Source organism: Micromonospora sp. NBRC 110038, assembly GCF_020884815.1.
GTDB lineage: Bacteria > Actinomycetota > Actinomycetes > Mycobacteriales > Micromonosporaceae > Micromonospora > Micromonospora haikouensis.
In genome coordinates, this window is the sequence record NZ_BBOL01000001.1 from 746,283 (window position 1) to 772,622 (window position 26,340).

A 26,340-nucleotide genomic window follows, 5' to 3' on the forward strand; every position below is an offset into this window, starting at 1 on the left:
GCTGCTCGACGAGGCGGGCGACGCACCGCCTCGTGCTCCGAGGCACGCTGGTGATGGAGTTTTGCCGATGAGCGGTAGCCGCGGGCCGGGGGCCCTGCGCCGGTGGCTTCCCCTGGCCACGCTCACCGGCGCGCTCTCCGGCCTGGCCGCCGCCGCGTTCGCCGAGCTGCTGCACCTCGGCAACGAGCTGCTGCTGCGCGGCATCGGCGGGCACGAGGTGCCGGGCCTGGCCGGCGAGGGCGGCCCGGCCGAGGCGGGCGGTTTCCCGACCCCGCTGCTCATCCCCCTGCTCGTCGCCGCCGGCGCGTTCGTCGCCACCGCCCTCGTCGTCTGGGTCGCGCCCGAGACCAGCGGGCACGGCACGGACGCGGCGATCCACGCCGCCCACCACGACCCGACCGGCATGCGGGCCCGGGTGCCGGCGGTCAAGATGCTCGCCTCCGCGGTGCTGATCGGCTCCGGCGGCTCGGGCGGCAGCGAGGGGCCCACCGCGCAGATCACCGCCGCCCTGGCGTCGGTCGTGGCCCGGCGGTCCCGGCTGACCTACGAGCAGGCCCGCATCACGGTGGCGATGGGCCTCGCGGCCGGGGTGGGCGCCATCTTCCGGTCCCCGCTGGGCGGGGCGCTGCTCGGGGCGGAGCTGCTCTACCGGGCCGACGTCGCGGCCGGCGTGGTCGTGCCGGCGCTGCTCGCCTCGGCGGTGTCCTTCCTGGTGTTCGGCCTGTTCCACGGCTTCGAGCCGATCTTCGGCACGGTCGCCGGCACGGGGTGGGACCATCCGGCCCAGTGGCTGGTCGTCCCGCTGCTGGGCCTGCTCGCCGGCCTGCTCGGCCGGCTCTACGCCTGGGCGTTCTACGCGACGGCCGGCTTCTTCTCCTCGGCCCGGATGCGGCGGCTGCCCCGCGTGCTGCGGCCCACCCTCGCAGGGCTGGTGGTCGGGGCGATCGGGCTGGCCGTGCCGGGCGTCCTGGGCACCGGCTACGGCACCGCCCAGCGCGCCTTCGACGCCGAGGCGATGCTGTCGACCTCCGTGTGGGTGCTGCTGGCGATCCCGCTCGTCAAGATCGTGTCCACCTCGCTGTCGGTCGGCTCCGGCGGCTCCGGCGGCATCTTCGGCCCAGGGCTGGTGATCGGCGCGACCGCCGGGGCGGCGGTGTGGCGGCTGCTGGAACCGCTCGGGCTCGCCCCCGGTTCCCCGGCCCCGTACGTGATCATCGGGATGGCGGCGTGCCTCGGCTCCATCGCCCACGCGCCGCTCGCGCTGGTCGTGATGGCGGCCGAGACCACCGGCAACCTGAGCCTGCTCTTCCCGGCCATGCTGGCCACCGGCATCGCCTGCCTGGTCGTCGGCGACCGGACCCTCTACCGCAGCCAGCTGCGGGACCGCTCGGAGGACCCACCGGCCCCCGGCAGCGCGCTGCGCGGACCCGCCGTGGTCGGGCCGCGGGCGCCGGCCTCCGGGCCACCCGCCGGCCGGGCCCCGGCACCGTCCGGGCGACGCCCGCCGCGCCGCGCGGCCGGCCGGCCCCGCGAGCGCCAGCCCGCCGGGACGGCCCGCGTGCCGCGCCGCTGGACGGCCCGGCGCTACCCGCCGCCCGACCCCGCCGACCGGGCCGGCGAGCTGACCGGCCGCGAGGGCTGACCGGCCGGGCCGGACCGGCGGACCCGGCTCAGGTCGGCGGCGGCTCCACGTCGCAGTCCAGCCGCGTGCGGGCCGCCGCCGCCTCCGCCTCGGGGTGGCCGACCCCCAGCGTCCGCTCGTAGCCGGCCATGGTCTCCCGCAGCAGCTCGCGGGCCCCCTCGTGGTCGTCGTCGGCCCGCCGGTCGTCGGCCAGGTTGGACGCGCAGGCCAGGGTGTACGGGTGCGTCGCGCCGCGCACCCGGCGTAGGCGCTCCAGCAGCTCCTCGCCGAGTCGCCGCGCCGCGCCCACCTCGCCCAGCGCCCGCAGGTCGCTGGCCAGGTTGGTGGCGCAGGCCAGGGTGTACGGGTGATCCGGGGCGAGCACCTCCGCCAGCCCCGCCCGGGTGCGCTCGTCGAGCCGGCGGGCCTCCTCGGGCTCGCCGGCCAGCCGCAGGCAGATCGCCAGGTCCACCGCCGCGCACAGGGTGTACGGGTGCTCGTCCCCGGCGGTGGCGCGCAGCCGGTGCACGGCCTCCTCGGCGCGGGCCCGCGCCCCCGGCACCTCGCCCAGGCAGCGCAGGTCGTTGGCGAGGTTCGTGGCCGCCGCCAGCGTCTCGGCGTAGTCCGGCCCGAACCGGTGCCGGTGCCGCGCCAGGCAGCTGCTGGCCAGCCGGTACGCGTCGAGGTATTGTCCCGCCTTACGTCGGGTGACCGCGAGGTTCTTCATCGCCCGCAGCGAGTCCGGGTGGTCGGGGCCGAAGAACACGCCGTACCGCTGGTAGACGCCCTCCTGCATCTCCCACGCCCGTGCGTACTCGCCGCACTCGCGCAGGTCCCGGGCGACGTTGTTGGCGGAGAACAGGGTCGACCGGTTCTCCTCGCCGCCGAACCGGATCCGGTAGCGGCGCAGCGCCTCCTGGTCCAGCTCCAGCGCCTGGGGGAACTCGCCCATCATCCGGTGCGACACCGCGAGGTTGTGCGCGGTGAGCAGCGCCCGCGGGTGGTCCGGGCCGAGGGCGCGCAGCGCCTGCCCGTGGGCCTGCCGATCCAGCTCGTACGCCGTCCGCCAGTCGCCGAGCCGACGCAGGCTGGCCGCCAGGCCGTTCGCCGCGCCGAGCGTCTCCGGGTGCCCCTCGCCGAGCTCCGCGCGGGCGCGGGTCAGGTTCGCCTCGTCCAGCGCCCGGGCGGCCCGGTATTCGCCCCGGCTGCGCAGCGCGTTGGCCAGCGTGACGCTCAGCGCCACCACGTCGGGGTGACTGCGCTCGATCACCTCCACCCAGGCCGCCCGCGCCCGGCTGCCCAGGCGCTGGCAGGCGGTGTACTCGCCCCGGGAGAAGAGGTAGCGGCACAGGTTGATCACCAGGGCGCGTACGGCCGGGTCGTCCGCGGCGGCGGCCACGTCGGCGGCCTCGGCGTGCACCAGCAGGTCGGCGTACCGGGGACGGTGGGCGATCTGGTCCGGCTCGCCCGGATCGGCGGCGGCGAGGAGCCGGCGGGCCGCCCGGGCGTACATCCGGCGCTCGGCCTCGGTGAGCTGCTCGCGGAGGAACTGCTGGAAGACCCGGTGCAGCTGCACCGTCTCCCGGCCGTCGCGCTCGCCGATGCGGGCCAGCCCGCAGGCGCTGATCTCCCGGAAGATGTCGCCCCGGGACATCACGTCCCCGATCTCCTCGTCGAGCGGGGCGGGCAGCTCGACGGCCGGCCGGCTGCCGCCCGGCGGGCCCAGCAGCAGGGTCAGCGGCACCGGCTCCGGGCCGAGGAACGCGCACAGCCGCAGCAGCTGGGCGGCCGACCGGCGGCGCTCCCGCAGCCGGTTCATCGGCAGCACCCAGGCCATCACCACCTGCCGCTCGTACGCCGCGACCCGGGCCTGGCTCAGCAGCGCCGTCATCCGCTGCTCGCTCTCGGCGAGGTAGTCGCGCACGGGCAGGTGCGAGGTCGACAGGTAGCCGGCGGTGGCGTCCAGGGCGAGCGGCAGGTCCCCGAAGCGGTCGGCCAGCTCCACCGCGTCCGGCTCGGTCAGCCGGGGCGCGCGCCGGCGCAGGAACTCGACGCTCTCGGCCCGCCGGTAGACGTCCAGCTCCAGCACGTCGGCGCTGGACCGCCAGCCCTCGTCCCGCGAGGTCACCAGCACGTGGCACCGCCCCCGGGGCGCGCGGCCGGTGGGCAGCAGCCGGGTCAGCTCCTGCGGGGTCGGCGCGTTGTCGAAGATCAGCAGCCAGTCGCGTACCGGCTCGCCGCGGCGCAACGCGTCCAGCACGGTGTCGGCGGTCACCCCGAGGTCGTCGCTGATCCGCAGGCCCAGCGAGGCGGCCAGCCCGGCGAGGTCGGCCCGCACGGTGGCGAGCTGCTCGCTGCGCACGTACCAGATCAGGTCGTAGCAGGCGGCGAAGCGGTAGGCGTACTCGATCACGAGCTGGGTCTTGCCGACCCCGGCCGTGCCCAGCACGGCGGTCGGCACCACCGACGTCACCCCCTCGGTGAGCCGGTCCCGCAGCTCCGTCAGGGGCTCCTCCCGCCCCGTGAAGTGCGGGTTGCGGGACGGGAAGGGCTGGCTCCAGTGCCGGGGCTGGTCGGGCGGCCAGGGCGTGCCGGAGGGCCGCTGCTGCTCCGGGGCGGCCAGCCCGAACAGGGCGAGGACCTCGCCCCGGGCGTCGGCCTCGTCCATCGTGCCGAGCACCGGGCACTGCGCCGGGGTGAGGAACGCCGGCCGGCGGGAGCCGACCGAGACCGGGCGGAACGCGTCGCCCCGTTCCGCCCGCAGCGCGGTCACCGCCTCCGCCCACCCGGGCGCCGGCCCCGCGCCCCCGCGCAGCAGCGCGTCGCTGAGCACCAGCAGCAGGCCGGCGTCGTCGCCCGCGGCGTCGCGCAGCAGCGCGGCGGGATCGTCGGTGGCCCGGGGCTCGATCCGCCGCGCGACGGCGTCGGCCCCGCCGCGTTCGAGCTGCTCGCCGAGCCACTCCGCCCACAGGCGGTCCGTGCCGACGTGCGCCACGACGATCCGTCGCCGGCCTTCGGCGGCGCTGCGCTGAGCGGTCATCGAGCCTCCCCCGTGCCGGCCGTCGGGCGCACCGCGGCCCGGTTGGCGCGGTCCGGAGCTCCGAGGATAGTTTCCGCCGTCCCCACCGCAGCGCCCGTCCGTCCTATCGGGAACCCGACAGCGGGCCGGTCGGGCGTCGCCCGGGACCCGCCGGGCCGGGCCGGACGACGGGTGGCACCCGGGGCGGCGGCGCCCGCGACCCGCCGGGCCAGGTGGTCGATCAGCCGGTAGAGGTCCGGGCAGTAGACCGACGGGTTGTCGAAGCCCCGCCCGGCGCGGAACCGGTGCGGGTACAGGCCGCCGCCGCAGACCCGCTGCGCGGGGCAGACCCGGCACGCCGTGGGCAGCCTGGCCGCGCCGCGCTGGCCCGCCCGCACCGCAGGGTGCGCCAGGGCCGCGTCGAACCGGTCGGCGTGCACGGTCAGCCCGGTCGCGGCAGCGCCCGGATAGGCCGCCTTGAGCGTGTCGACCAGCTCGATCTCGCCGTCGGTCTCCACCACCACGTACGCCGCCGGGGAGAGCCCCACGGACTCGATCCGGCTCGCCCCGCCCAGCAGCAGCACCAGGATCTCCTCCAGCATCCGCACCCCGGTCTCCCGGCGCGGCGCGGCATACCAGCGCTCGAAGACCGCGATCAGCCAGTCGGCGTACGGCGTGCGGGCCGGATCGGCGGGTCGGCCCGGCGGCGGGGTGGACCAGGTGCCGTGGGGCAGCAGGAAGTCGACAGTCGGCGGGGCGAACTCCAGCAGCGACTCGTAGGCGCGTACCGGGTCGGTGGCCAGGTCCACGGTGGCCAGCAGACCGGCGAAGAGCGGCCGGTAACGCGGCCCCGTCAGCAGCTCCAGGGCCCGGACCGTCGCCGGGTGGCTGCTGCCGCCGTCCGGCCGGCGGCGGTGCCGGTCCGTCGCGGCCCGGTCGCCGTCGAGGCTCACCCCGACGCGGACGTCGTGCCGCCGGAACAGCTCCAGCATCCGCCGGTCCAGCAGGGTGCCGTTGGTCTGCACCACGAAGGAGAGCGTGATCCGTGGCCCGGCCAGCCGGCGTAGCTCCGTCACCAGCTGCTCCAGCCGGTGCGCCCCGGCCAGCAGCGGCTCCCCGCCGTGCAGCACCACGCTGGCCGCGGTGAGCCCGTGCCCGCGCAGATGCTCGGCGATCCGCTCCCCGGTGCGCCGCACCACCGCGGTGCTCATCACCCGGGGCCGGCGGGCCCAGCTCTGGTCGGCCATCTCGTAGACGTAGCAGTAGTCGCAGGCCAGGTTGCACCGGCTGTGCACCTTCAGCACGAACTCCTGGAACGGCACCGGCGCGTCCTGCGGGCCGTCGGCCCTCACCGCCGGTGCTCGTCGGGCCCGGCGGTCGGGTCGCCCCGGCCCGCCGTGTGCGCAACCGTGGGCACCCCGCCGTTCTGGTTGTTGAACCGGGCGACGACCAGGGCCCCGGCCACCGCCTCGGCCCGCACCCGCCGGATCGCGTGTCGGAGCACGTCGGGGCCGGTGCGTTCCAACTCGTCGAGGAGTTCGTCCGGCAGGATCGTCGGTGCGGGCCCGACTTCGGCTTCCCTCATGCGCTCGGCCATCCTTCCGCCAAGTGCCGCAGGCCGCGCTCCGACGGGCGACCAAGATATGAACTTCGATGCCAGAAGCCGAGGATATCTCCTGTGCGCCCGCCGAAGCGCCCGAGCGGGCCGGGCACCCGGCCCCGCCCGCCCCGGCCGGTGCGGTCAGTCGTCCCCGGCCAGCCGGTCCAGCAGCTCCCGGGTCGCCACCGCGTCCGGGTCGTCCTCGCCCCCGCCGCGAGCCTGCCCGGCGAGCACCTCCCGCAGCTCACGGCGGGCGCCGTCGAGGTCACCGAGCCCGACCAGCGCCCGCGCCGCCGCGTGCCGGGCGGCGAGGGTACGGCGGTGCTCCGGCCCGAGCCGCTGGGTCAGGACGTCGACCACCGCCCGCAGCTCGTCCCGCGCCTCGGTGAACCGGTCCGCGTCGATCAGCGCCCCGCCGAACGCGGCCCGCACCTCCACGGTCCGGTCGCCGTCGGGGCCGTGCCGGCGGCCGTACAGCTCGACCGCGCGCCGGTAGCACGCGACCGCCGCCGCGCGTTCTCGCAGCGCGACCAGCACCTCCGCCAGCAGCCGGACCCGGTCGGCCGAGCGGGGGTCGGCGGCGGGCGTCACGTCGACCGCGCGAACCAGGGCAAGACGCGCGGCGTCCAGGTCGGCGCGGGAGCCGAACCGCTCGGCCCGCGCCCGCAGCGCGTCACTCAGGTCGGTGAGCAGCCCCGCGAGCCCCGGGCCGGTCGGCGGCGAGACCCGCACCGCCTCCTCGAACCGGGCGCACGCCTCCTGGATGTCGCCAGCGTCGCCTTCCGCGCCGTACCTCAGGCGGAGGGCGTCGCCCAGCGTGGCGAGGTGGTGGTGCCGGTCCGGGTGGGAGCCGGGCACCGCGTCGAGCAACCGGCGGGCGGCGTCGACCAGCTCGTCCAGGTCGGCGCCGCGGTGGTCCAGGGCGGCGCGGGGCCGCAGCACCCGGGTGAGGGTGGCCAGGCACTCGGCGTACGCCAGGTCGTCCCCGTCGCTGGCCGCCACGGCGGACCGCGCGGCCGCCAGCGCCGCGTCCAGCTCGGCCGGGTCGCCGGTCGCGGCGAACAGCTCGCTGTGCGTCTCGGCGAGGCCCCGCAGCACCCGGGCGTCGCCGTCGCGGCCGGCGGCCTCCGCGTAGAGCTGCGCCGCGCGGTGCAGGACGCCCGGCTCGCCGTCGGCGGCCCGGCGCAGCAGTTCGGCCAGGCGCACCTGGCGGCTGAGCCGCGCCGGGGTGTCCGCGGCGGCACCGGCCACCGCGTCCGCCCGGTGCAGCGCGGCCCGGTCGCCGGTCAGCACGAAGCGGCGCAGCAGCGCGTCGACCGCCCGCAGCCGCAGGTCGTCCCGGTCCGCGCCGGTGGCCGTCCCGGCCGCCGCGAGATAGAGCTGCACCGCCTCGTCGAGGTCGGCCGCCGCGCCGAGCCGGTCGGCCCGCACCACCAGCGCGCGGGCCAACCCGACGGCGGCCCGCGAGGCCCCCGACCCGGGCCCGCCGGCGGCGACGACGCCGCGGAACAGGCCGACCGCCGCGGTCAGGTCGCCCGCCGTGCCGCGCTCGGCGAACAGTGCCAACCGGACCTCGGCGAGGTCGAGCACCAGCTCGGGGTCGCCCACCTCCCGGCCGCCGCGCACCACCTGCTCCAGGATGGACGCCGCCTCCAGCAGGTCGGCGGAGGCCCCGGTCAGCCGGAACCGGGCCCGTAACGCGCGGGCCAGCTCCGGCAGGTCCGCATGGGCCGGGTCCCGGGCCGTCGCCCGCCGCAGCGACCCGATGGCCGCGTCCAGGCCGGCGAGGTCCCGCTCCTGCACGGGTGGGTCCTGCCCGGCCGCGCCGGACGCGGGCGGGACGGTCGGGGGCTTCCCGTTGACCTTGTGCTGCGGCTCCGGGGTCCCGTCCTCGACGAACGCGATCAGCTCCCGGTGCCGGCCGCCCAGCCGGGTCAGCACGGTGGCCGGGAGGCGGCCGATGGGCGCGCCGAGGGCCGCGTGGCCGGTCGTCCCCGGCGGCCCGCTCAGCGCCGCGGCGAACTCCCGCATGCTGATGCCCATCTGCCCGGCCAGGAACCGGGCGATCTCGTGCCGCAGCCGCACCAGGTCGGTGTGCAGCAGCAGCTCCCGAAGCATCGGCCGGACGCCTGCGTGGAAGTCGAACCGCAGGTCGCCCGCCGGGCCGGGCTGGCGCACGAGCAGCCCGCCGAGCAGCACCTCCGCCAGGTGCGCCGGGTGGGTCGGCGTCGCCGAGGCCTGCTGCACCAGGCGCATGACCGGCAGGGTGACCGGCAGCTCGGCGAGCTGGGTGGCGAGCCGGAGCGCCTCCGGGCTGGCGGTGGCCCGGAACCGGCGCAGCCGATGGGTGGCCTCCTCCGGGCCGCCTCCGGCCGGCGGCTCGGCGGCGGCCGGCGGACCGGGCTGCGGCGGCAGGGTGATCACGGCGTCGATCGAACCCGCTCCCGTCCCGGTCAGCCGGGCCCACCCGGCCAGCCAGTCCGGCTGGATCTGCAGCACCGGCACCGGCACGATCCCGGTCAGGTCGCGGCCGGGCCGCCACTGCCGGGGCGCGAACCGGAGCTGCCGGTTCGCGGCACCGCCGTCCGTCGCCGTCAGCCGGCCGCGCACGGGGACCAGGCCGCTGCGCCGCCACATCCGTTGCGGCAGCGGTTGCAGGATGGCCACCGTCTCCCGCCGGGCCCAGTCCTGCAGGGTGCGGAACATCGAGCCGTCGTGCCACTGCGGCCCGGCGCAGTCGCTGACGACGAGGATCAGCCGGCGTCCCCTCGGGTCGAGCAGCTCCCGCATCGAGTGCCCGGGAACGCCCGGGCCGCCGGCCGCCCCCACCTCGAACCGCTGCCCCGGCCCGGACGGCAGCCGTACCCGCTCCACGCGCCGGAACGCCCCCAGCCGGGCCAGCACCGCCGCCAGGTCGTCGACCAGCGGGTGCCACACGGCCATCGACGCCCCGGCGTCCACGGCCAGGGTCAGGTCGAACCACGGTCGGCGTACCTGCCGCAGGACGGGCAGCCACAGGCCCTCCTCGACGATCCTCGTCGCGGTCGCCTCCTCGTCGACGACCACGGCGCGCGGGTCCGGCACCCGCCGCCGCAGCGGCCGCAGGCTGCGGGTCAGCGCGCGGGCGTCCAGGGCGGGCGGCTCGGGGGCGCGCACCGGCAGCCCTCCGCCGCCCCCGTGGCCTGCGCCCGCGCCGGGGGCCGCCGGGCCCGGCAGGTGCAGCTCGACCCAGCGCCGCGGGTCGGCCGCCCCGGGCCCCGGCGGCGGGTCGACCCCGCCCCCGGCCGGGTGGACCCGGGAGCCTGGCCCCGGCCCTGCCGTCGGGTCGGCCGCCTCCGGCGGGTCGGCCTCCCCGGGCGCGGCCGACCCCGGGGAGGAGCCCGGCGGGGGATGCGCCGACGGTTCCCCCCGCGACGGCGACGCGCCGTCCCCGGGGAGGAACCGGGCCAGCCACAGCGCCTCCGCGACCTCCCTCGGCAGGGCGTCGAGGCCGCCGCCGCGAAGCGCCTCCACCAGCCGGGCCGTGCGCATCAGGAATCAGGTCCCGCGTCGAGTTGCCGCAGCACCAGGTCCGCCAGCCGCTCCCGGTCGGGCGGCCCGCCGTCGGGCGCCTGGACGGTGAGGTAGATGGCGTTGAGGAGCTGGTCCGTGGCGAGGGTGCCGCGCTCGCGCCGGGCCAGGAAGAGCTCCACCAGCTCGGCGGTGTCCGCCGTCGGCTCGGTGCCGAAGTGGGCGGCCACGATGGCGCCGAGCTGTTCGGCGTCCGGCTGCCCCAGATCGAGCCGCAGGCACCGCCGGTGGAACGCGGGGGAGAACTCCCGCTCACCGTTGCTGGTCATCAGCACCAGCGGGAACGCGTTGCACCGCACCACGCCCCGGTGCACCCCGACCAGGTCGTCGCTGCCCTCGACCGGCAGCTCCACCCGGGGCTGGCTGGCGGCGATCCGTTGCAGCTCCGGGATCGGGTACTCGCCCTCCTCGAAGATGTTGAGCAGGTCGTTCGGCAGGTCGACGTCGCTCTTGTCGATCTCGTCGATCAGCAGCACCCTCGGGTGCTCGTACGGCAGCAGGGCCGTGCCCAGCGGCCCCAGCCGCAGGTAGCGGCCGATCTGCAGGTCGCCCGTCGTGCCGAGCTGGTGGTGCAGGCTGGCCTCCTGGAGCCGGCCGATCGCGTCGTAGCTGTAGAGCCCGTCGGCCAGGGTGGACCGGCTGGTGACCGGCCACCGCAGCACCGGGCCCAGGGCCAGCTCGTGCGCCACCGCGTACGCGAGGGTCGACTTGCCCACGCCGGGCTTGCCCGTGATCAACAACGGTCGGCGCAGGTAGAGCGCGGCGTTGATCAGCTCCAGCTCGTCCGGGCGGGGCCGGTAGCTCACCGCCCGGTGCTGCTCGCCGAGCCGTCGCCCGACGCCACCGTCCAGGCTCGACGGCGGCGGCACCAGGGGGGTGCCGTCGAACACCCGCCAGGGCGGGGGAGGCGGGAGCCGGAGTATCCCGGAGTGGGGCCGACCCGTGCCCCGGTAGATCCACCAGTCCTGCACGTCTCTTCCCTCCTGTCGGCCGGCCCGCGCCGGTCTCACCACTGCGCGTCGAGCGTCGAGGTGCCCCGGAAACGCCGGAACGGGTTGTCCCAGAGCAGGACCAGCCGGTGCCCGCAGTGGTTCTCGTCGCGGGCCTCCACCGCCGCCGCCCGCAGCTGCCGCACGTCCAGGGGCAGCGCCCCGATCGGCCGGTGCCGCAGCCGGGGCTCCAGGTCCGCGAGGAACGCCTCGCCCCGGCAGGTGCCCGCGCCGCCCGGGCCGCCGTGCCGCTCGCAGCCGACCCGGCTCCACAGCGCCACCGGCGTCCCGGCCCGCAACGCCACCTCCAGCAGGGTGCGCCGGGCCCGGTCCGTGGTCGGGCCGGGCAGCAGCACGCCCGCCGGGTTGGTGCGGGTGAGGTGGGCGTAGAACCAGGTCGGCCCGACGTCGACCCCGCAGCCGACGGTGGCGAACGACATGCCGTCGCCGTCCGCCGACAGCGCGTCCCAGCGTTCCTCGGCCTCCGGCCGGGAGCCCGACTCCTCCTCGTCGGAGAGCCGCACCAGCACGGGCCGGACCAACCCGAGCGGGACGGGGTCGTGGTCGAGGACCCACTCGTCGACCGGCAGGTCCAGCAGTTCCGGCGGCAGGGTCAGCTCGACCATCACCCGGCGGCCCCAACCGAGGTGGCCCAGCCCGAGGCGCAGCAGCCGCCGCAGCGCCGCCTCCAGCTCCGGCACGGGGATCGGCTCGTCCTGCTGAGCGAGGCAGCGGACGTCGTCGCGGCTGCGGTAGACCGACATCGACAGCAGGTACCGCTGCTGGTCGTGGCCCGCCGGGGTGACCTCCAGCAGCACGGACGACAGCTCCGCCGGTGTCGGCGTCCACGCGGTGGTGTGCCTCGCGAGCTGCGCCCGCTGGCCGAGGCGCACGGCCAGGTCGTCGATCCAGGCCCGGAGCACGGCCCGCTCGGCGGCCAGGTAGCGGGGGATCAGCTCGGTGGCGAGCACCAGCAGCGGGTGCAGCTCCCCGCGCCGGGCCCGGGCCACGTCGTCGAGGGCGCCGATGACGTCGCGCCGGTCCAGCAGCGGCTGCGCCGGCATCGGCGCGGCGGGCCCGCCGCAGGCCCGCTCGTAGAGCTGGTACGCGTCCTCGGCCGCCGGCAGCAGGGCCAGCAGCCCCCGCAGCCGCGCCTCCTCGGTGGCGCGCAGCACCGGCAGCCGGGCCGCCGGGTCGAGCAACTCCGCGACCTCGGGCCGGACCGTCTCGGTCCGCCGGTCCCGCAGCCGGTCGATGGCGTACGCCCAGCTGCCGTCGGCCCCGTGGTGCCGGTCGTGCCCGCGCCACAGCTCGCGCAGCAGGGCGATGGGCAGCCCGCGCAGCTCGGCCAGGGGGATGGCCAGCCCGCCGTACGCGTCACCCGGTCGGTGGGGGGTCTGCACCATCGCGCACACCTCACCGGTGGTGAGGTCCAGCACCGGGCTGCCGGGGCTGCCCTTGGCGAGTTCGTCGCCGCGCAACCGCAGCGCGGCGGCCCCCCGGACGCCCTGCGGGCCCGCCGACCGGGGCCAGGCGGGGGTGGCCTCCGCCGTGGCGTGCTCCCCGGCGAAGCCCACGGTGTGCAGCGGCGTGCCCTCCGGCGGCGGCTGCTCGCCGAGCCAGACGCACGGGTGCCCGGCGGGCGCGTCGGCGACCCGCAGCACGGCGAGGTCGGGTGGGGACCAGACCGGCTGGCCGCCGGGCGAGGACGGGGCGGCGTGCACCACCCGCGCGGTCAGCGCCCGCCCGTCCCAGCGCACCGGCAGCACGTCACCCTGCCGGCCGCCCACCACGTGTGCGCAGGTCAGCGCGAAGCCGGGGGCGACGAAGAAGGCGGTGCCGCCGGGGATGTCGGCGCCGGGAAGCACCTCGAGCACGGTGGAGCGCAGGACCCGGCCGAGATCGTCGAAGCCGTCGGTGACCAGTGGAGCTCCCATGGTGTCGCCCCTCAGTCGTGCGCCCCGGCGGACACGGGGCGGACGGCCCCGCCCCCGCGCCGGCCCGGCTGCGGGACCCGCACGTCCTCCGACACAGGCCCGTCCTTCCCTCGACGACGCGCGTCCATCACACGGTAGCGATTCAGCGACGGGGATCGACAGCCCGCAACGGCCGATCGGGTGTCGGAACATGGGCTCCCGGCCCGTCGTCCGCCGCCGGTGCCGCCGCGGGCCGGGAGCGTCGCCCGATAGGGTCGGTGCCATGAGGTTCGCGCCCGGCCGGTTGATCGTGCACCGCAACGTCCGGCGCGGCCGGATCGGCTGGGCCCGGACGGGGCGGGTGGTCAGCGACGACGAGCGCGGCCTGCTGCTCTACGTCGCCCGCGACTCGCCGGTGGCCAACGAGGTGACCGCGGCGGGGCTCGGCCTGCGGGCGGTGCCGTTCGCCGAGTGGGCCACCTCGTCGTACCGGCTGGCCCGCGGGCGGTGGAACGGGCCGGCGCTGCTGAAGTTCCTGCCCGTGGGCGAGGCGCACTCCGTCTGGTGGTTCTCCGACGCCGCCGGCCGGTTCAGCCACTGGTACGTCAACCTGGAGGAGCCCGGCGTGCGCTGGGACGACGGTGACCTGGCCGGGGTGGACATGGTCGACCAGGACCTCGACGTGGTGATCCGGCCCGACCGCACCTGGGAGTGGAAGGACGAGGAGGAGTTCGCCGAGCGGCTGGCCTTCCCCGCCGACTACTGGGTGGCCGACGAGGCCGCGGTCCGGGCCGAGGGGAAGCGGGTGATCGCCCGCGCCGAGGCCGGCGAGTTCCCGTTCGACGGCACCTGGTGCGACTTCGTCCCGCCGCCCGGGTGGGACGTGCCCGGGGCGCTGCCGCCCGGCTGGGACCGCCCACCTGCCCGCTGACACGAATCACCGCAAACGGCGCGAAGTGCTCTTTTTGGTGCCGTCGGGCGGCGGCCCGGCCGGCCGATGTGAGGAATCCCGGCCCGATCTGGCAGAATGGGTCGCTGGTATCCGGCGCGCGTCCGGCGCCCTCTACCCCGGGCGCGTCGCCAGTCCACCGAGCAGTCTCCGGCCCAACCCCACTGTGCCGGTCGACACTCACCCGTGCACCGCCCGGACCGGGCCGGTGAGATCGCAACAGGAGCGAAACAACTGTGGCCGTAAAGATCCGGCTCCTGCGGATGGGCAAGATCCGCAACCCGCAGTACCGCATCGTCGTCGCCGACTCGCGCTCCAAGCGTGACGGTCGCGCGATCGAGTTCGTCGGTGTGTACCAGCCGAAGGAGGACCCTTCGGTGATCGAGGTCAAGTCGGAGCGGGTCCAGTACTGGCTGTCCGTCGGCGCGCAGCCGAGCGACGCCGTGCAGCGCCTGCTGGAGCTGACCGGTGACTGGCAGAAGTTCAAGGGCCTGCCGGCCCCGCCGCCGCTGAAGGTCGCCGCCGAGCGCGCCGACCGCAAGGCGGCGTACGAGGCCGAGGCGAAGGCCGCCGCCGGCCTGGCCGATGCCCCGGCGAAGCCGGCCAAGAAGGCCGCCAAGGCCGAGGCCCCGGCCGCCGAGCAGGCGCCGAAGGCCGAGGAGCAGCCCGCCGCGGACGCCGCCGGCGAGCAGGCCTGACATGGCACTGCGTCCGGCGCTTGAGCACCTGGTCAAGGGCATCGTCGACCACCCGGACGACGTCCGGGTCCGGCTGGTCGACAACCGTCGGGGCAAGCGGCTGGAAGTCCGCGTGCACCCGGAGGACCTCGGCACGGTGATCGGGCGGTCCGGCCGGACCGCCAAGGCGCTGCGCCAGGTGATCGGCTCCATCGGTGGGCGCGGCGTGCGCGTCGACATCGTCGACTCGTACTGATGCGGCTCATCGTCGGCCGGATCGGCAAGCCGCACGGCATCCGCGGTGAGGTCACCGTCGAGGTGCGCACCGACGAGCCCGAGGCACGCTTCGCGCCCGGTTCGGTACTCGCTACCGAGCCGGGCGCGGCGCCGCCGGCCAACCCCGCTCCCGGCCCCGGCGTGCCGTTCCGGGTCCCGGCCGCGCTGACCGTGGAGTCCGCCCGCTGGCACCAGGGGCGGATGCTGGTCGCCTTCGCAGGCATCCTGGAGCGCGACGTCGCCGAGGCGCTGCGCGGCACCCTGCTGGGGGTGGACAGCGCCGACGTCGCCCCGCCGGAGGACCCGGAGGAGTTCCACGACCACCAGCTCGTCGGGCTGGCGGCGGTCACCCCCGCCGGCGAACACCTCGGCGAGGTGGTCAAGATCGACCATGCGCCCGCGTCCGACCTGCTGGTGCTGCGCCGCCCCGAGGGGCGCACGGCGCTGATCCCGTTCGTCAGGGCGATCGTGCCCGAGGTCGACCTCGCCGGCGGTCGCGTCGTCGTCGACCCGCCCGGCGGCCTGCTCGACCTCTAGGCCCCTGGAGCACCCGCGCATGCGCGTCGATGTCGTGTCGATCTTCCCCGAGTACCTCGCCCCGCTCGACCTGTCGCTGATCGGCAGGGCCCGGGCCGCCGGGACGCTGCGGCTGGCCGTACACGACCTGCGGAGCTGGACCCACGACGTGCACCGCACGGTCGACGACACCCCCTACGGGGGCGGGCCCGGCATGGTGATGCGGCCCGAGCCGTGGGGCGAGGCGCTCGACGCCCTCGCCCCGGCCGAGCTGGCCCCGGACAGCGTCACCCTGCCTCGGCTGCTGGTGCCGTCGCCGGCCGGCGAGCCGTTCACCCAGGCCATGGCGCACGAGCTGGCCGCCGAGTCGCACCTGCTCTTCGCCTGCGGCCGGTACGAGGGCATCGACCAGCGGGTGCTCGACCACGCCGCGACCCGGATGCGGGTGACCGAGGTCTCCCTCGGCGACTACGTGCTCTTCGGCGGCGAGGTGGCCGTGCTGGTGATCCTGGAGGCCGTGACCCGGCTGCTGCCCGGGGTGCTCGGCAACGCCGGCTCGCTGGACGAGGAGTCGCACGCCCACGGGCTGCTGGAGGCGCCGATGTACACCAAGCCGGCGACCTGGCGCGGGCACGAGGTGCCGGAGGTGCTGCGCTCCGGCGACCACGGCCGGATCGCCCGCTGGCGGCGCGACGAGGCGCTGACCCGCACCGCCGCCCGCCGGCCCGACCTGCTCGCCGCGCTCGACCCGGCGAGCCTGGACAAACGGGACCGGGCGGCCCTGGACCGGGCCGGATTTCCGCTGCCGGCGGGGGATGTGGCAAAGTAGGGAGGTTGCCGTGACCGCCCGCGCCGCGGGCGGCTGCGAGGATCCTCGACCGGGGCCGTCCGCGGTCGCCACCCGGGGATCAGAATCACCCATCCGCGCACCGACTGACGGTGCGCCGTGAGCCTCACGAGGACGCAGCGATGAACATCCTGGACGCCCTTGACGCCCAGTCGAAGCGGGTCGACATCCCCCAGTTCCGCGCCGGTGACACCGTCAAGGTGCACGCGCGGGTCGTCGAGGGCAGCCGGTCCCGGGTCCAGATCTTCCAGGGCGTCGTCATCCGCCGCCAGGGTGACGGCCTGCGCGAGACCTTCTCGGTCCGCAAGATGAGCTTCGGCGTGGGTGTCGAGCGGACCTACCCGGTGAACAGCCCGGCGATCGACCGGATCGAGATCGTGACCCGTGGTGCCGTGCGCCGCGCCAAGCTCTACTACCTGCGCGAGCTGCGGGGCAAGAAGGCCAAGATCAAGGAGCGCCGCGAGAAGCAGCCGAGCTGACTTCCCGCTCGCCACGCCGCCTGAGCTGCGCGGATGTCGTACGGGCCCGGCCCGGTTACGCTGGTCGCACGGGCGCAGGCGGGCATCGATGCGTCGCGGCGTGAGCCGCGGTCGCGGATCGTCCCACTACCGCCCGTGGGGCCTCGTCGAGGCTCCCGGGCGGTAGTGGCGTTTCTGCGAACCGGGGAGTGGCATGGTGCGCACGCTTGACGAGGGCGACGCGGTCGATCCGTGGCGTCGGCGGGAAAGACGTTCCCGCCGGCAGATGCCGCTGTGGCAGGAGCTGCCGCTGCTGCTGATCGTCGCCTTCTGCCTGGCGGTGCTGATCCGCACCTTCCTGCTCCAGGCGTTCTTCATCCCCTCCGGCTCCATGGAGGACACGCTGCTCATCAACGACCGGGTGCTGGTCAACAAGGTCGTCTACGACGTCCGCGACCCGCAACGCGGCGAGGTGGTGGTCTTCCGGGGCACCGACAAGTGGGTCGCCCAGGAGGTCCAGGAGCCCGAGCCCGGGATCGTCGGCAAGTTCGGCCGCACCGTCGGCGACCTGGTCGGGGTGAGCCGCCCCGGCGAGAAGGACTTCATCAAGCGGGTGATCGGCCTGCCCGGGGACCGGGTGCGCTGCTGCGACGCCCAGGGCCGGGTCACCGTCAACGACATCCCGCTCGACGAGCCGTACGTGGTCCGCGACTCGCCGCTGGACCTGCCGCCCAACCCCGCCGAGTGCCGGTCGCGGCGCTTCGACGAGGTGGTCGTCCCGCCCGGCCAGATCTTCGTCATGGGCGACCACCGGCTCGTCTCCCAGGACGCCCGCTGCCAGGGCCCGGTGCCGATCGACAACGTCGTCGGCCGGGCGTTCGCGGTGGTCTGGCCGTCGTCGCGGTGGGCGTCGCTGCCGGTGCCGGAGACCTTCGCCACGGTCACCGGGCCCACCCCGGCGGCCGGGCAGCCCCTGGCCCCGGTGCGGCCCAGCGGCACGGGTGGTGTGCTGCTGCTCGTCCCGGTGTCGGCTGCGCTGTCCGTTCTCGCGCGTTCCGGGCGGCCGGTCCGCCCGCGGCGACGTAGGCTCCACCCGTGATTGACGAGCAGACCGACAAGAAGAGCGGCTCCTTCTGGAAGGAGCTGCCCATCCTCCTGGGCGTGGCGATCCTGGTAGCGGTGCTGGTGCGGGCCTTCGTGCTCCAGACCTTCTACATCCCGTCGCCGTCCATGGAGAACACCCTTCAGATCAACGATCGGGTGCTGGTCAACAAGCTGGTCTACGACTTCCGGTCACCGCACCGGGGCGAGGTCGTGGTGTTCAAGGCACCGACCGAGTGGAGCGGCAACCCCGACGGCGAGGACTTCATCAAGCGGGTGATCGGCGTCGGCGGCGACCACGTGGTCTGCTGCGACCCGCAGGAGCGGATCATGATCAACGGCAAGCCGATCGACGAGCCGTACATCTACTCCGCCAACGGCCAGCAGGACAAGGCGGCCGACCAGGAGTTCGACATCACCGTGCCGCAGGGGCGGCTGTGGGTGATGGGCGACCACCGCTCGGCGTCCGGCGACTCGCTGGAGCACTGGCAGCAGTCGGGCCAGAACATCGACAGCGCCACCATCCCCGAGGACCAGGTGGTCGGGCGGGCGTTCACCGTCTTCTGGCCGGTCGACCGGGCCACGTGGCTCACCGTGCCGAAGTCGTTCGACGACGTGCCGAACCCCTGACCCGCCCGCGCGACCCCAGCGGCTCCCGGGTGGGCGTGGGCGTCGGGGGCCGCGTCTGGCAGGCTGGGACGGTGACGGTCTACACCCCCCGACGCGCGGCGCGCGTGCTGCTCGTCGATGCCGCCGGCCGGGTGCTGCTCCTCGCCGGGCACGACCCGGCGCGGCCCGACCACCGATACTGGCTGACCCCCGGCGGCGGGCTGGAGCCGGGCGAGTCCCCGGCGGCCGCCGCCGCCCGGGAGCTGGCCGAGGAGACGGGCCTGCGGCTGACCCCGGCCGAGCTGGGCGAGCCCGTGGCGCAGGAGCGGATCCGGTTCCCGTTCGGCGCCGTCCACTACGAGCAGGAGCAGCAGTTCTTCCTGGTCCGGGTCCCCGGGTGGGAGGTCGACACGGCGGGCTTCGACGCCGTCGAGCGGGCCAGCATCACCGGGCACCGCTGGTGGCCGCTCGACGAGCTGGCGGCCACGACCGAGCGCTACTACCCGGCCGACCTGCCGGCGCTGCTGCGCCGGGCGCTCGCCGCGCGCCCCGAGGTGTCCGGCCCGCCGGCCCCGGCCGACGCACCCGCCGGGTCCGCCGGCGTCGGGTCCACCACCGGGGGTACGCCGTGCTGACCCCACCGCGCACCGTCGTGCGTCGCGAGGCCGGGCTGTACGCGCTGGAGCGCGCCCTGCAACGCCGGGGCTTCCGGCACGTGGCCGGCGCCGACGAGGCCGGGCGGGGCGCCTGCGCGGGCCCGCTCGTGGCCGCGGCGGCGGTGCTGCCGGAGGGGCGACGCGGCGAGATCGACGGGCTGGCCGACTCGAAGCTGCTCACCCCGGCCAGCCGGGAGCGCGTCTACGAACAGGTGGTCGCCCGCGCCCTCGCGTACGCGGTGGTGGTGATCCCGGCCGACGAGGTCGACGCCCGTGGCCTGCACGTGTGCAACCTCGCCGCGATGCGCCGGGCCCTCGCTTCGCTGGCCACCCGCCCCGACTACGTGCTGACCGACGGCTTCGGCGTTGACGGCCTGGACGTGCCGGGGCTGGCGGTGTGGAAGGGCGACCGGGTGGCGGCCTGCGTCGCGGCGGCCAGCGTGCTCGCCAAGGTCACCCGGGACCGGATGATGGTCGAGCTGGACGCGGCGTTCCCCGGCTACGGCTTCGCCGAGCACAAGGGCTACATCACCGCGGAGCACACGGCGGCCCTGCGGGAGCTCGGCCCGTGCCGGGAGCACAGGTTCTCGTACGTCAATGTGGCCACCGTTTCCGGCCTGGACGGGCGGCCACCCAGATCCCGCCGACCGGTGGGTGCGCGGCCGGTCGAGCCGATGGAGCGTTTCGAGGCGTCAGGGGGTACCGTCGGCGTGGCGTTGGGCGAGCAGCCCCGACCTCCCGCGCCGGTGGGGGAGGATGTGGTCATGGAAGGCGGAGTGCGATGAGCGCGGAAGATCTCGAGAAGTACGAGACCGAGATGGAGCTCCAGCTCTACCGGGAGTACCGCGACATCGTCCGTCAGTTCTCGTACGTGGTGGAGACGGAGCGCCGCTTCTACCTGGCCAACCAGGTGGACCTGCACGTGCGCAACTCCGACGGCGAGGTCTACTTCGAGGTCGAGATGCACGACGCCTGGGTGTGGGACATGTACCGTCCGGCCCGGTTCGTCAAGAATGTCCGGGTGATGACGTTCAAGGACGTCAACGTCGAGGAGCTGGAGAAGCCCGACATCTCCCTGCCGGCCGACTCCGGCTTCGGCGGCTGACGGCCCCGCACCGGCACCGCACCGCACCGCCCGGCACCCGGGCTCGCCCAGCACGTGTCCTCCCGGCTGCGCCAGCCCCGCGAAGCGCCATCGCCGCCCCGCCCCGCGCACCGCCGGCCGGCGGATCCACCACCGTCGGCGCCCACGTCGCCCACCGACGGTGATCACCCCCACCGGTACCGCGTGGCAGGCGGTTCGCGCCCACCGGCGCATAGCAGATCATCGGGCCGGGCGGGGGTTGTCCACAACGACGTCGGTCGTCCACAGGCGAGCCGCGGGCGGTGGCCGGCACCCCGGGATTCCGGCACGCTGCCTGGCATGTGGACGAGGCACGCGCCGGGCGACACCGGCCTGGGCAGGAGCACCGGCGCGGGTGGCCCCGGCGCGGGCGGGGGCGCGCACCGGAGCGGTGGCGCGCCGATCCTGAGCCGGTCACGTTCGGCGGCGGTGGCCGGGACCGTCCTGTGCGGGTTCCTCCTCGCGGCCACCTCCAGCTTCGTGTCGGTCGCTTCCGCCACCTCCGGCGCCGGCCCGGCCGGTCCTGGCCCGGTTGTTTCTGGCCCGCTCGGTCCCGGCCCGCTCGGTCCCGGCCCGCTCGGTCCCGGCCCGGTCGCTTCCGACTCGGTCGGTCCTGGCCCGGTCGGTGCCGGCTCCGGTTCCGGATCCCCTGCCTTCAGGTGGCCGCTCGACGGGGTGCCGCGCCTCACCCGCCGCTTCGAGCCGCCGCCGCAGCCATGGCTGCCCGGTCACCGGGGCGTCGACCTGAGCGCCGACCCGGGGGCCGTGGTCCGCGCCGCCGGGCCCGGGGTGGTGCTCTTCGCCGGGCAGGTCGCCGGCCGTCCCGTGATCACCGTCGGGCACAGCGCCGGGCTGCGGACCACCTACGAGCCGGTGGCACCCGGCGTACGGTCCGGTGACCCGGTGGCGGTGGGGGCGCCGCTGGGCCGGCTGCACCCCGGGCACGTGGGCTGCCCGGACCGGGCCTGCCTGCACTGGGGCCTGCGCCGGGGCGAGGAATACCTGGACCCGACGGCCCTGCTCGGCCTCGGCCCCGTCCGGCTGCTGCCGCTCTGACCGTCGCCCCGGCCCGGGGCGCTCGGCTGCCCCGGGCGCGCTCGCCCGGCCCGGGTCGCTCGGCTGCACCGGGCGCGCTCGCCCGGTCGGCGTCATGGCGGCGACATGGCGGCATCCCGGCCTCACCGATGCCCCCATGTCGCCGGCATGGCGGGGCAGGGGGCAGCAAGGGCCGGTGGTCAGCGCTGGGCGAGCAGCGCCGGCAGCCGGGCGGCGAGGCGTTCGTACTCGTGCGGGGCGTTGTAGACCTGGCCGCACAGCCGCAGCCAGCCGCGACCGTCCCAGGACATCACCGCCACCTCGGCCGACAGCTCCTCGGCGATCCGCTCGCGCAGCGCGCGGGCGGCCTCGATCGTGGTGGCCAGCCCGGCCGGCAGCGGGACGATCCGCATGGCCACCGTCGGCCCGCCGGGCTCCGGTAGGTCGGCCGGTGCCACCCCCAGCGCGTCCCCCAGCACCCGCTGCCCGTACGCGGCCAGCGCGGCGTTGTGCGCGCGTACCCGCTCGACGCCGAGGCTGCGCAGGGTCCAGACGCCGGCCGGCGCGGCGAGCCACGACGTGTAGTCCAGGGTCGCCTGCCACTCGACGTTGCCCGGGAAGCCGGCATCCTGCTCCCAGGAGACCACCAGCGGCTCCATCCGGTCCCGCCACGGCGGCGCCACCACCAGCGCGGCGGTGCCGCGCGGGGCGTACCCCCACTTGTGCAGGTTGCCCACCCAGAAGTCCGCGCCGACGCTCGCCACGGGGGTCGCCAGCATGCCCGGCGCGTGGGCGGCGTCGACGAGCACCGGCACCCCGTGGGCGCGGGCCGCCGCGACGATCGCCGCGACCGGGAACAGGCGGGCGGTGGCGGAGGTGAGCTGGTCGACGACGAGCAGCTTGGTGCGGCCGGGGCGCAGCCCGGCGCGGACGATCTCGACGACCTGCTCGTCGGTCGCGGTCAACGGCACCGGCAGGATCCGCCTGGTCGCCCCGGTGCGCCGGCACTCGCGGTCGACGGAGAAGCCGACCGCGCCGTAGCCGTGGTCGGTGGTGAGCACCTCGTCACCGGGGCGCAGGCCCAGCGACTGCAGCACCACGGCGACGCCGGTGGTGGCGTTGCCGACCAGGGCGGTGCCGTCCGGGTCGGCGCCGAGGAAAGCGGCCAGGTGCCGGCGGGTGTGGGTGATCCGGTCCACCAGGCTGAGCCCGAAGAAGCGCAGCGGGTTCGCCTCCATCTCGTCGCGCAGCCGCTGCTGGACGCGCTGCACGTTGACCGGCACCGCGCCGAACGAGCCGTGGTTGAGGTGGCTCACCGCCGGGTCCAGCGAGAAGAGCAGCCGGGCGCCGGGGATGGGCTCGGGCGGCTGCGGCGCGCTCATCGCATGATCGTAGCCCGGCACGGTGGGCCGCGCCCTGCGACGAGGACCGGACCGCAGCGGGGTCGGCCCCCGTCGGCCGGGGTGGGACCGGCCCGCTCAGGCGCGCGGGTGGGCCTGCCGGTACGCGGCCCGCAGCCGCTCGACCGACACATGGGTGTAGATCTGCGTGCTGCCCAGCGACGAGTGCCCCAGCAGCTCCTGCACCGCCCGCAGGTCCGCGCCGCCCTCCAACAGGTGGGTGGCGGCCGAGTGGCGCAGGCCGTGCGGGGTGGTCCGGGGCAGGCCGGCGGCCTCGGCATACCCGGCGACGACCCGCCGCGCCGTCGTCGGGTGCAGCCGCCCGCCCCGCGCCCCCAGCAGCAGCGCGTCCCCGGAACCCGGGCCGGCCAGGGCTGGCCGCCCGGCCCGCAGCCACTCGTCGAGGGCGCGTTGCGCCGGGACCCCGTACGGCACGGACCGCTCCCGGGAGCCCTTGCCGAGCACCCGCACCACGCGGCGGCCGTGGTCCACGTCGGCGGTGTCCAGGCCGCACGCCTCGCTGATCCGTACGCCGGTGGCGTAGAGCAGTTCGAGCAGGATCCGGTCGCGCAGCAGCACCCCGCGCGCCACCGTCGCCTCCCGCTCCCCGCCGCCGGCCGGGTCGGCCGGGCGGACGTCGGCGGAACCGGGCCCCAGCGGGGGCACTCCGCCTCCCGGGTCCCCGGGGCCGGCCGGTGCCCGCATCAGGGCGGCCGCCTGGTCGGCGCGGAGCACGGTCGGCAGCTCCCGGTGGGCGCGAGGGCTCGCCAGCGGCGCGGCCACGTCGGTCGGCATCAGCCCGGCGCGGTGGGCCCACGCGCTGAAGGCGCGAGCCGCGGCGGCCCGGCGCGCCATCGTGGTGCGGGCCGCCCCGGTCGTGCGCTGCTTCGCCAGCCAGCTGCGCACCACGCCCAGGTCGAGGTCCGCCACCTCGGCGCAGCCCATCCGGGCGGCGTGGTCGAGCAGGGAGACCAGGTCGCCGACGTACGCGCGGACGGTGTGCGCCGAGCGGTTGCGCACCCGGGCCAGGTGGTCGGCGAAGTCGTCGACCGCCTCCCGCATCGGCGTCGGCAGGGCCGCGTGCGTCGCCCTGCTGTCGGGACCGGCCCGGCTCACCGGGGACCGCCCCGCGCGCCCGCCGCCCGCCGCCGCGCCCGTCCGTAGCCTCGCACCGGCTCAGCTTACGAGCGCGCGGCGAGCCCGGCCGGGCACCGACGCGGCCGGGCCGGTGCGGCGGGCGGTACGGGGCACCGGCGGCTCACCGGGGCCTCGCCGGGGCGCGGGCGGGGCCGGTGGCCAGCGCGTACCCGTCGTCGCGCCGGCGCACCAGGCCCAGCTCCTCCAGCAGGGAGAGCTTGCGCAGGGCGGTCCTGACGTCCACGCCGGCGCGGGCGGCCAACCGGTCGACGCCGACCGCCCCGCGGCGGGGCATCGACTCCAGCACCTGCGTCGCCTCGTCGTCGAGCAGGTCCCGGGGACGCTGCGGGGCGCGTGCGGGCGGGGCGAGGTCGGCGCCGATCCGGCCGACCTCCTCCAGCACGTGCGCCACGCCGGTGACCAGCCGGGCCGACGGGTGCTCGCGCAGCAGCTCGTGGGCGCCGACCGACATGGCGGAGGTGACCGGCCCCGGCACCACCATGGCGTGCCGGCCGGCGGCGAGGGCCCGGTTGACGGTCTGCGTCGCGCCGCTGCGGGCCGACGCCTCCACCAGCACCGTGCCCCGGGTCGCCGCCGCGATCACCCGGTTACGGATGAGGAACCGGGGCCGCAGGGGCTCCGCCCCGGGCAGCCACTCGCTGACCAGCAACCCGGTCTCGCCGATGCGGTCGAACAGCGCGGTGTTGCCCATCGGGTACGGCCGGTCGATCCCGCAGGCGAGCACCGCCACCGTCAGCCCGCCCGCGTTGAGGGCGCCCCGGTGCGCCGCCGCGTCGATGCCGAACGCGCCGCCGGAGACCACCGTCCAGTCCCGGTCGGCCAGCCCGTAGCCCAGCTCGGTGGCGACGTGCACCCCGTACGGGGTGGCGGCCCGCGCGCCGACCACCGAGACCGCCCGGTCCAGCGCGTCGCCGAGCGGCCACCCGCCGCGCACCCAGAAGCAGAGCGGGGGCGCGGTCTCGACGTCCACCCGGCGGGTGGCGCCGGGCAGGGCCAGCCGGCGCAGGTGCTCGACGGTGGCGGGCCACTCCCCGTCGTCGGGGGTGACGAGCCGGGCGCCCAGCCGTTGCGCGCGGGCCAGGGCGTCGGCCGCCACCGCCCGCGCGTCCCCGTCCCGGCAGCGGGCGGCCACGGCCGCGCGGAGCCGGTCGTCCGGTGCCCCGCCGCGCAGCAGCAGGTCCAGTGCGCCGGCCGCGCCGAGCTCGTCGACCAGCCGGTGTACCGACCGGGTGCCCGGCTCGGCCAACCAGGTCAACGCCACCCGGGCCAGCCGGTCGTCGTCGCCGTTCACGCCCCGTCCCCCATCCTCAGTTGCATCGCCTCCCGGACGTCGTCGGCGTGCGGGCGGTCCCGCCCGTCGAGGTCGGCGATCGTCCATGCCATCCGGACGACCCGGTCGAAGCCGCGCGCCGACAGCGACCCGGAGTCGAGCCGCCCGCGCAGCTCCCGGGTGTCCCGCCCGGGCAGCCGCCACGGCGGCCGGCGCAGCCAGGGGCCGGGCACCTCCGCGTTGACCCGCCAGCCGCTGCCCGCCCAGCGGTCGGCCGCCGCCCGGCGGGCGGCCGCCACCCGGGCCGCGACCGTGGCCGACGACTCGCCGGTCGCCCCCGCCTCCATCAGCTCCGCCGCCCGCAGCGGCGGGAGGGTCACCTGCACGTCGATGCGGTCCAGCAGTGGGCCCGAGAGCCGGCCGAGGTAGCGCCGACGCACCAGCGGCGCGCACTCGCAGTACGCGTCGCCGGCCGGCCGCGCGCAGGGGCACGGATTGGCCGCCAGCACGAGCTGCGTCCGGGCCGGGTATTCGGTGCCGCCCCGGCTGCGGGCGAGCTGCACCCGGCCGTGCTCCAATGGCTGCCGCAGCGCCTCCAGGGCACCCTTGCCGAACTCCGGCGCCTCGTCGAGGAACAGCACCCCACGGTGGGCGAGCGACACCGCGCCGGGGCGGGCCAGCCCGGACCCGCCGCCGACCAGCGAGGCCACCGTGGCGGTGTGGTGCGGGGCCTGGAACGGCGGGCGGCGCAGCAGGCGACCGCCAGCCGGCAGCAGCCCGGCGATCGAGTGCAGCGCGGTGACCTCCAGCGCCGCGTCGTCGTCCAGCGCGGGCAGGATCGACGGCAGGCGCTCGGCGAGCATGGTCTTGCCCGCGCCGGGCGGCCCGAACAGCGCCAGGTGGTGCCCGCCGGCGGCGGCCACCTCCAGGGCCCGCCGGCCCAGCGCCTGCCCGGCCACCTCCGACAGGTCCGGCCCGTCCGGCCCCTCCGCCGGTGCGGGGCCGGGCGGCTCGATCAGCGGCGTGCCGTCCCGGACGAAGTCGACCATCCGGTGCAGCGTGTCCACGGCGCGCACCCGGACGCCCGGGACGACCGCCGCCTCGGCGGCGTTGCCCACCGGGACGACCACCCGGTGCAGCCCGGCCCGCGCGGCGGCGGCCACCATGGGCAGCACCCCGCGCACCGGCCGGACGGTGCCGTCGAGCCCCAGCTCCCCGAGGACGACCACCCGTTCCAGCGGCAGCAGCGGCAGCTCGCCGGAGCCGCCGAGCAGCGCCACCGCGATGGCCAGGTCGAAGGCCGAACCGAACTTCGGCAGCGTGGCCGGCAGCAGGTTGAGGGTGATCCGCCGGTTGGGCCAGCGCTGGCCGGAGTTGACGATCGCGGCGCGGACCCGGTCGCGGGCCTCGTGCAGGGCGGTGTCCGGCAGCCCGGAGATCGCCACGGCCGGCAGCCCTGGGGCGAGGTCCGCCTCCACCTCCACCACGTGCCCGGTCACCCCGACCAGGCCGACGCAGAGCACCTTCGCGTAGCTCACGCCCGGCCGCCC

At 76.6% G+C, this 26,340-nt stretch carries 22 protein-coding genes and 1 pseudogene; 13 read left to right on the forward strand and 10 right to left on the reverse strand.

The annotated features are described in order from the left end of the window. Positions 1 to 67: 67 nt before the first annotated feature. On the forward strand, positions 68 to 1,642 hold the full coding sequence (locus tag LPU61_RS03185) for a chloride channel protein (RefSeq protein ID WP_052503670.1): 1,575 nt from the start codon (positions 68 to 70) through the stop codon (positions 1,640 to 1,642). A gap of 28 nt (positions 1,643 to 1,670) precedes the next feature. On the opposite strand, the gene fxsT is transcribed toward LPU61_RS03185, so the two are convergent. From fxsT to LPU61_RS03215, 6 genes are all read right to left on the reverse strand, one after another. Continuing rightward, a complete protein-coding gene (gene fxsT / locus LPU61_RS03190) occupies positions 1,671 to 4,661 on the reverse strand; it encodes an FxSxx-COOH system tetratricopeptide repeat protein (RefSeq protein ID WP_229404057.1) in 2,991 nt (996 codons plus the stop codon). Beyond that, positions 4,658 to 5,992, reverse strand: coding sequence for an FxsB family cyclophane-forming radical SAM/SPASM peptide maturase (locus tag LPU61_RS03195; RefSeq protein ID WP_063838558.1), 1,335 nt, complete (start codon positions 5,990 to 5,992; stop codon positions 4,658 to 4,660). The genes fxsT and LPU61_RS03195 overlap by 4 nt, the downstream gene beginning before the upstream one ends. Continuing rightward, positions 5,989 to 6,225 carry a hypothetical protein gene (locus tag LPU61_RS03200; protein WP_043962335.1) on the reverse strand — a complete coding sequence of 79 codons (237 nt, stop codon included), beginning with the start codon at positions 6,223 to 6,225 and terminating at the stop codon, positions 5,989 to 5,991. The genes LPU61_RS03195 and LPU61_RS03200 overlap by 4 nt, the downstream gene beginning before the upstream one ends. Before the next feature lie 156 nt (positions 6,226 to 6,381). Further along, positions 6,382 to 9,771, reverse strand: coding sequence for a tetratricopeptide repeat protein (locus tag LPU61_RS03205; RefSeq protein ID WP_229404059.1), 3,390 nt, complete (start codon positions 9,769 to 9,771; stop codon positions 6,382 to 6,384). After that, on the reverse strand, positions 9,771 to 10,781 hold the full coding sequence (locus LPU61_RS03210) for a MoxR family ATPase (protein ID WP_043962337.1): 1,011 nt from the start codon (positions 10,779 to 10,781) through the stop codon (positions 9,771 to 9,773). The genes LPU61_RS03205 and LPU61_RS03210 overlap by 1 nt, the downstream gene beginning before the upstream one ends. Before the next feature lie 35 nt (positions 10,782 to 10,816). Further along, positions 10,817 to 12,736: a trypsin-like peptidase domain-containing protein gene (locus LPU61_RS03215; protein WP_229404061.1), complete on the reverse strand. Its 1,920-nt coding sequence runs from the start codon at positions 12,734 to 12,736 to the stop codon at positions 10,817 to 10,819. 262 nt (positions 12,737 to 12,998) lie between these two features. On the opposite strand from LPU61_RS03215, the gene LPU61_RS03220 reads away from it, so the two are divergent. From LPU61_RS03220 to LPU61_RS03275, 12 genes and pseudogenes are all read left to right on the forward strand, one after another. Then, a complete protein-coding gene (locus tag LPU61_RS03220) occupies positions 12,999 to 13,646 on the forward strand; it encodes a DUF402 domain-containing protein (RefSeq protein ID WP_229404063.1) in 648 nt (215 codons plus the stop codon). Between the two features lie 254 nt (positions 13,647 to 13,900). Beyond that, a complete protein-coding gene (gene rpsP, locus LPU61_RS03225) occupies positions 13,901 to 14,362 on the forward strand; it encodes a 30S ribosomal protein S16 (protein ID WP_043962341.1) in 462 nt (153 codons plus the stop codon). 1 nt (position 14,363) lies between these two features. Beyond that, positions 14,364 to 14,597 (forward strand): RNA-binding protein, encoded by a 234-nt coding sequence (locus LPU61_RS03230; protein ID WP_036374728.1) that lies wholly within the window; start codon positions 14,364 to 14,366, stop codon positions 14,595 to 14,597. After that, the gene (gene rimM, locus LPU61_RS03235; RefSeq protein ID WP_229404065.1) at positions 14,597 to 15,154 is read left to right on the forward strand and encodes a ribosome maturation factor RimM; all 558 of its coding nucleotides are present in this window, start codon (positions 14,597 to 14,599) and stop codon (positions 15,152 to 15,154) included. The genes LPU61_RS03230 and rimM overlap by 1 nt, the downstream gene beginning before the upstream one ends. 19 nt (positions 15,155 to 15,173) lie before the next feature. Next, a complete protein-coding gene (trmD, locus tag LPU61_RS03240; protein ID WP_229404067.1) occupies positions 15,174 to 15,962 on the forward strand; it encodes a tRNA (guanosine(37)-N1)-methyltransferase TrmD in 789 nt (262 codons plus the stop codon). A gap of 140 nt (positions 15,963 to 16,102) precedes the next feature. Continuing rightward, positions 16,103 to 16,459: a 50S ribosomal protein L19 gene (gene rplS, locus LPU61_RS03245; RefSeq protein WP_043962345.1), complete on the forward strand. Its 357-nt coding sequence runs from the start codon at positions 16,103 to 16,105 to the stop codon at positions 16,457 to 16,459. 193 nt (positions 16,460 to 16,652) lie between these two features. Continuing rightward, a pseudogene (lepB, locus tag LPU61_RS03250) lies at positions 16,653 to 17,524 on the forward strand (signal peptidase I). A gap of 9 nt (positions 17,525 to 17,533) precedes the next feature. After that, positions 17,534 to 18,169, forward strand: a complete 636-nt coding sequence (gene lepB / locus LPU61_RS03255) for a signal peptidase I (protein ID WP_043962347.1) — start codon at positions 17,534 to 17,536, stop codon at positions 18,167 to 18,169. 71 nt (positions 18,170 to 18,240) lie between these two features. Further along, positions 18,241 to 18,783 (forward strand): NUDIX hydrolase, encoded by a 543-nt coding sequence (locus tag LPU61_RS03260; RefSeq protein ID WP_043964146.1) that lies wholly within the window; start codon positions 18,241 to 18,243, stop codon positions 18,781 to 18,783. Further along, positions 18,777 to 19,589, forward strand: a complete 813-nt coding sequence (locus LPU61_RS03265; protein ID WP_043962349.1) for a ribonuclease HII — start codon at positions 18,777 to 18,779, stop codon at positions 19,587 to 19,589. Before LPU61_RS03260 ends, LPU61_RS03265 begins: the two co-directional genes overlap by 7 nt. Further along, positions 19,586 to 19,909, forward strand: a complete 324-nt coding sequence (locus tag LPU61_RS03270) for a DUF2469 domain-containing protein (RefSeq protein ID WP_007075222.1) — start codon at positions 19,586 to 19,588, stop codon at positions 19,907 to 19,909. Before LPU61_RS03265 ends, LPU61_RS03270 begins: the two co-directional genes overlap by 4 nt. A 447-nt stretch (positions 19,910 to 20,356) precedes the next feature. Then, on the forward strand, positions 20,357 to 20,983 hold the full coding sequence (locus tag LPU61_RS03275; protein WP_229404554.1) for a murein hydrolase activator EnvC: 627 nt from the start codon (positions 20,357 to 20,359) through the stop codon (positions 20,981 to 20,983). Between the two features lie 179 nt (positions 20,984 to 21,162). On the opposite strand, the gene LPU61_RS03280 is transcribed toward LPU61_RS03275, so the two are convergent. The 4 genes from LPU61_RS03280 to LPU61_RS03295 form a co-directional block, all read right to left on the reverse strand. Next, positions 21,163 to 22,344, reverse strand: a complete 1,182-nt coding sequence (locus LPU61_RS03280; RefSeq protein ID WP_043962350.1) for an aminotransferase class V-fold PLP-dependent enzyme — start codon at positions 22,342 to 22,344, stop codon at positions 21,163 to 21,165. A 96-nt stretch (positions 22,345 to 22,440) separates the two neighbouring features. Then, entirely contained in the window at positions 22,441 to 23,424 is a 984-nt protein-coding gene (locus tag LPU61_RS03285; protein WP_374199616.1) for a tyrosine recombinase XerC, read from the reverse strand. Between the two features lie 196 nt (positions 23,425 to 23,620). After that, positions 23,621 to 24,898, reverse strand: a complete 1,278-nt coding sequence (locus tag LPU61_RS03290; protein ID WP_374199579.1) for a DNA-processing protein DprA — start codon at positions 24,896 to 24,898, stop codon at positions 23,621 to 23,623. After that, the gene (locus LPU61_RS03295; RefSeq protein ID WP_043962353.1) at positions 24,808 to 26,328 is read right to left on the reverse strand and encodes a YifB family Mg chelatase-like AAA ATPase; all 1,521 of its coding nucleotides are present in this window, start codon (positions 26,326 to 26,328) and stop codon (positions 24,808 to 24,810) included. Before LPU61_RS03295 ends, LPU61_RS03290 begins: the two co-directional genes overlap by 91 nt. Positions 26,329 to 26,340 lie beyond the last annotated feature (12 nt).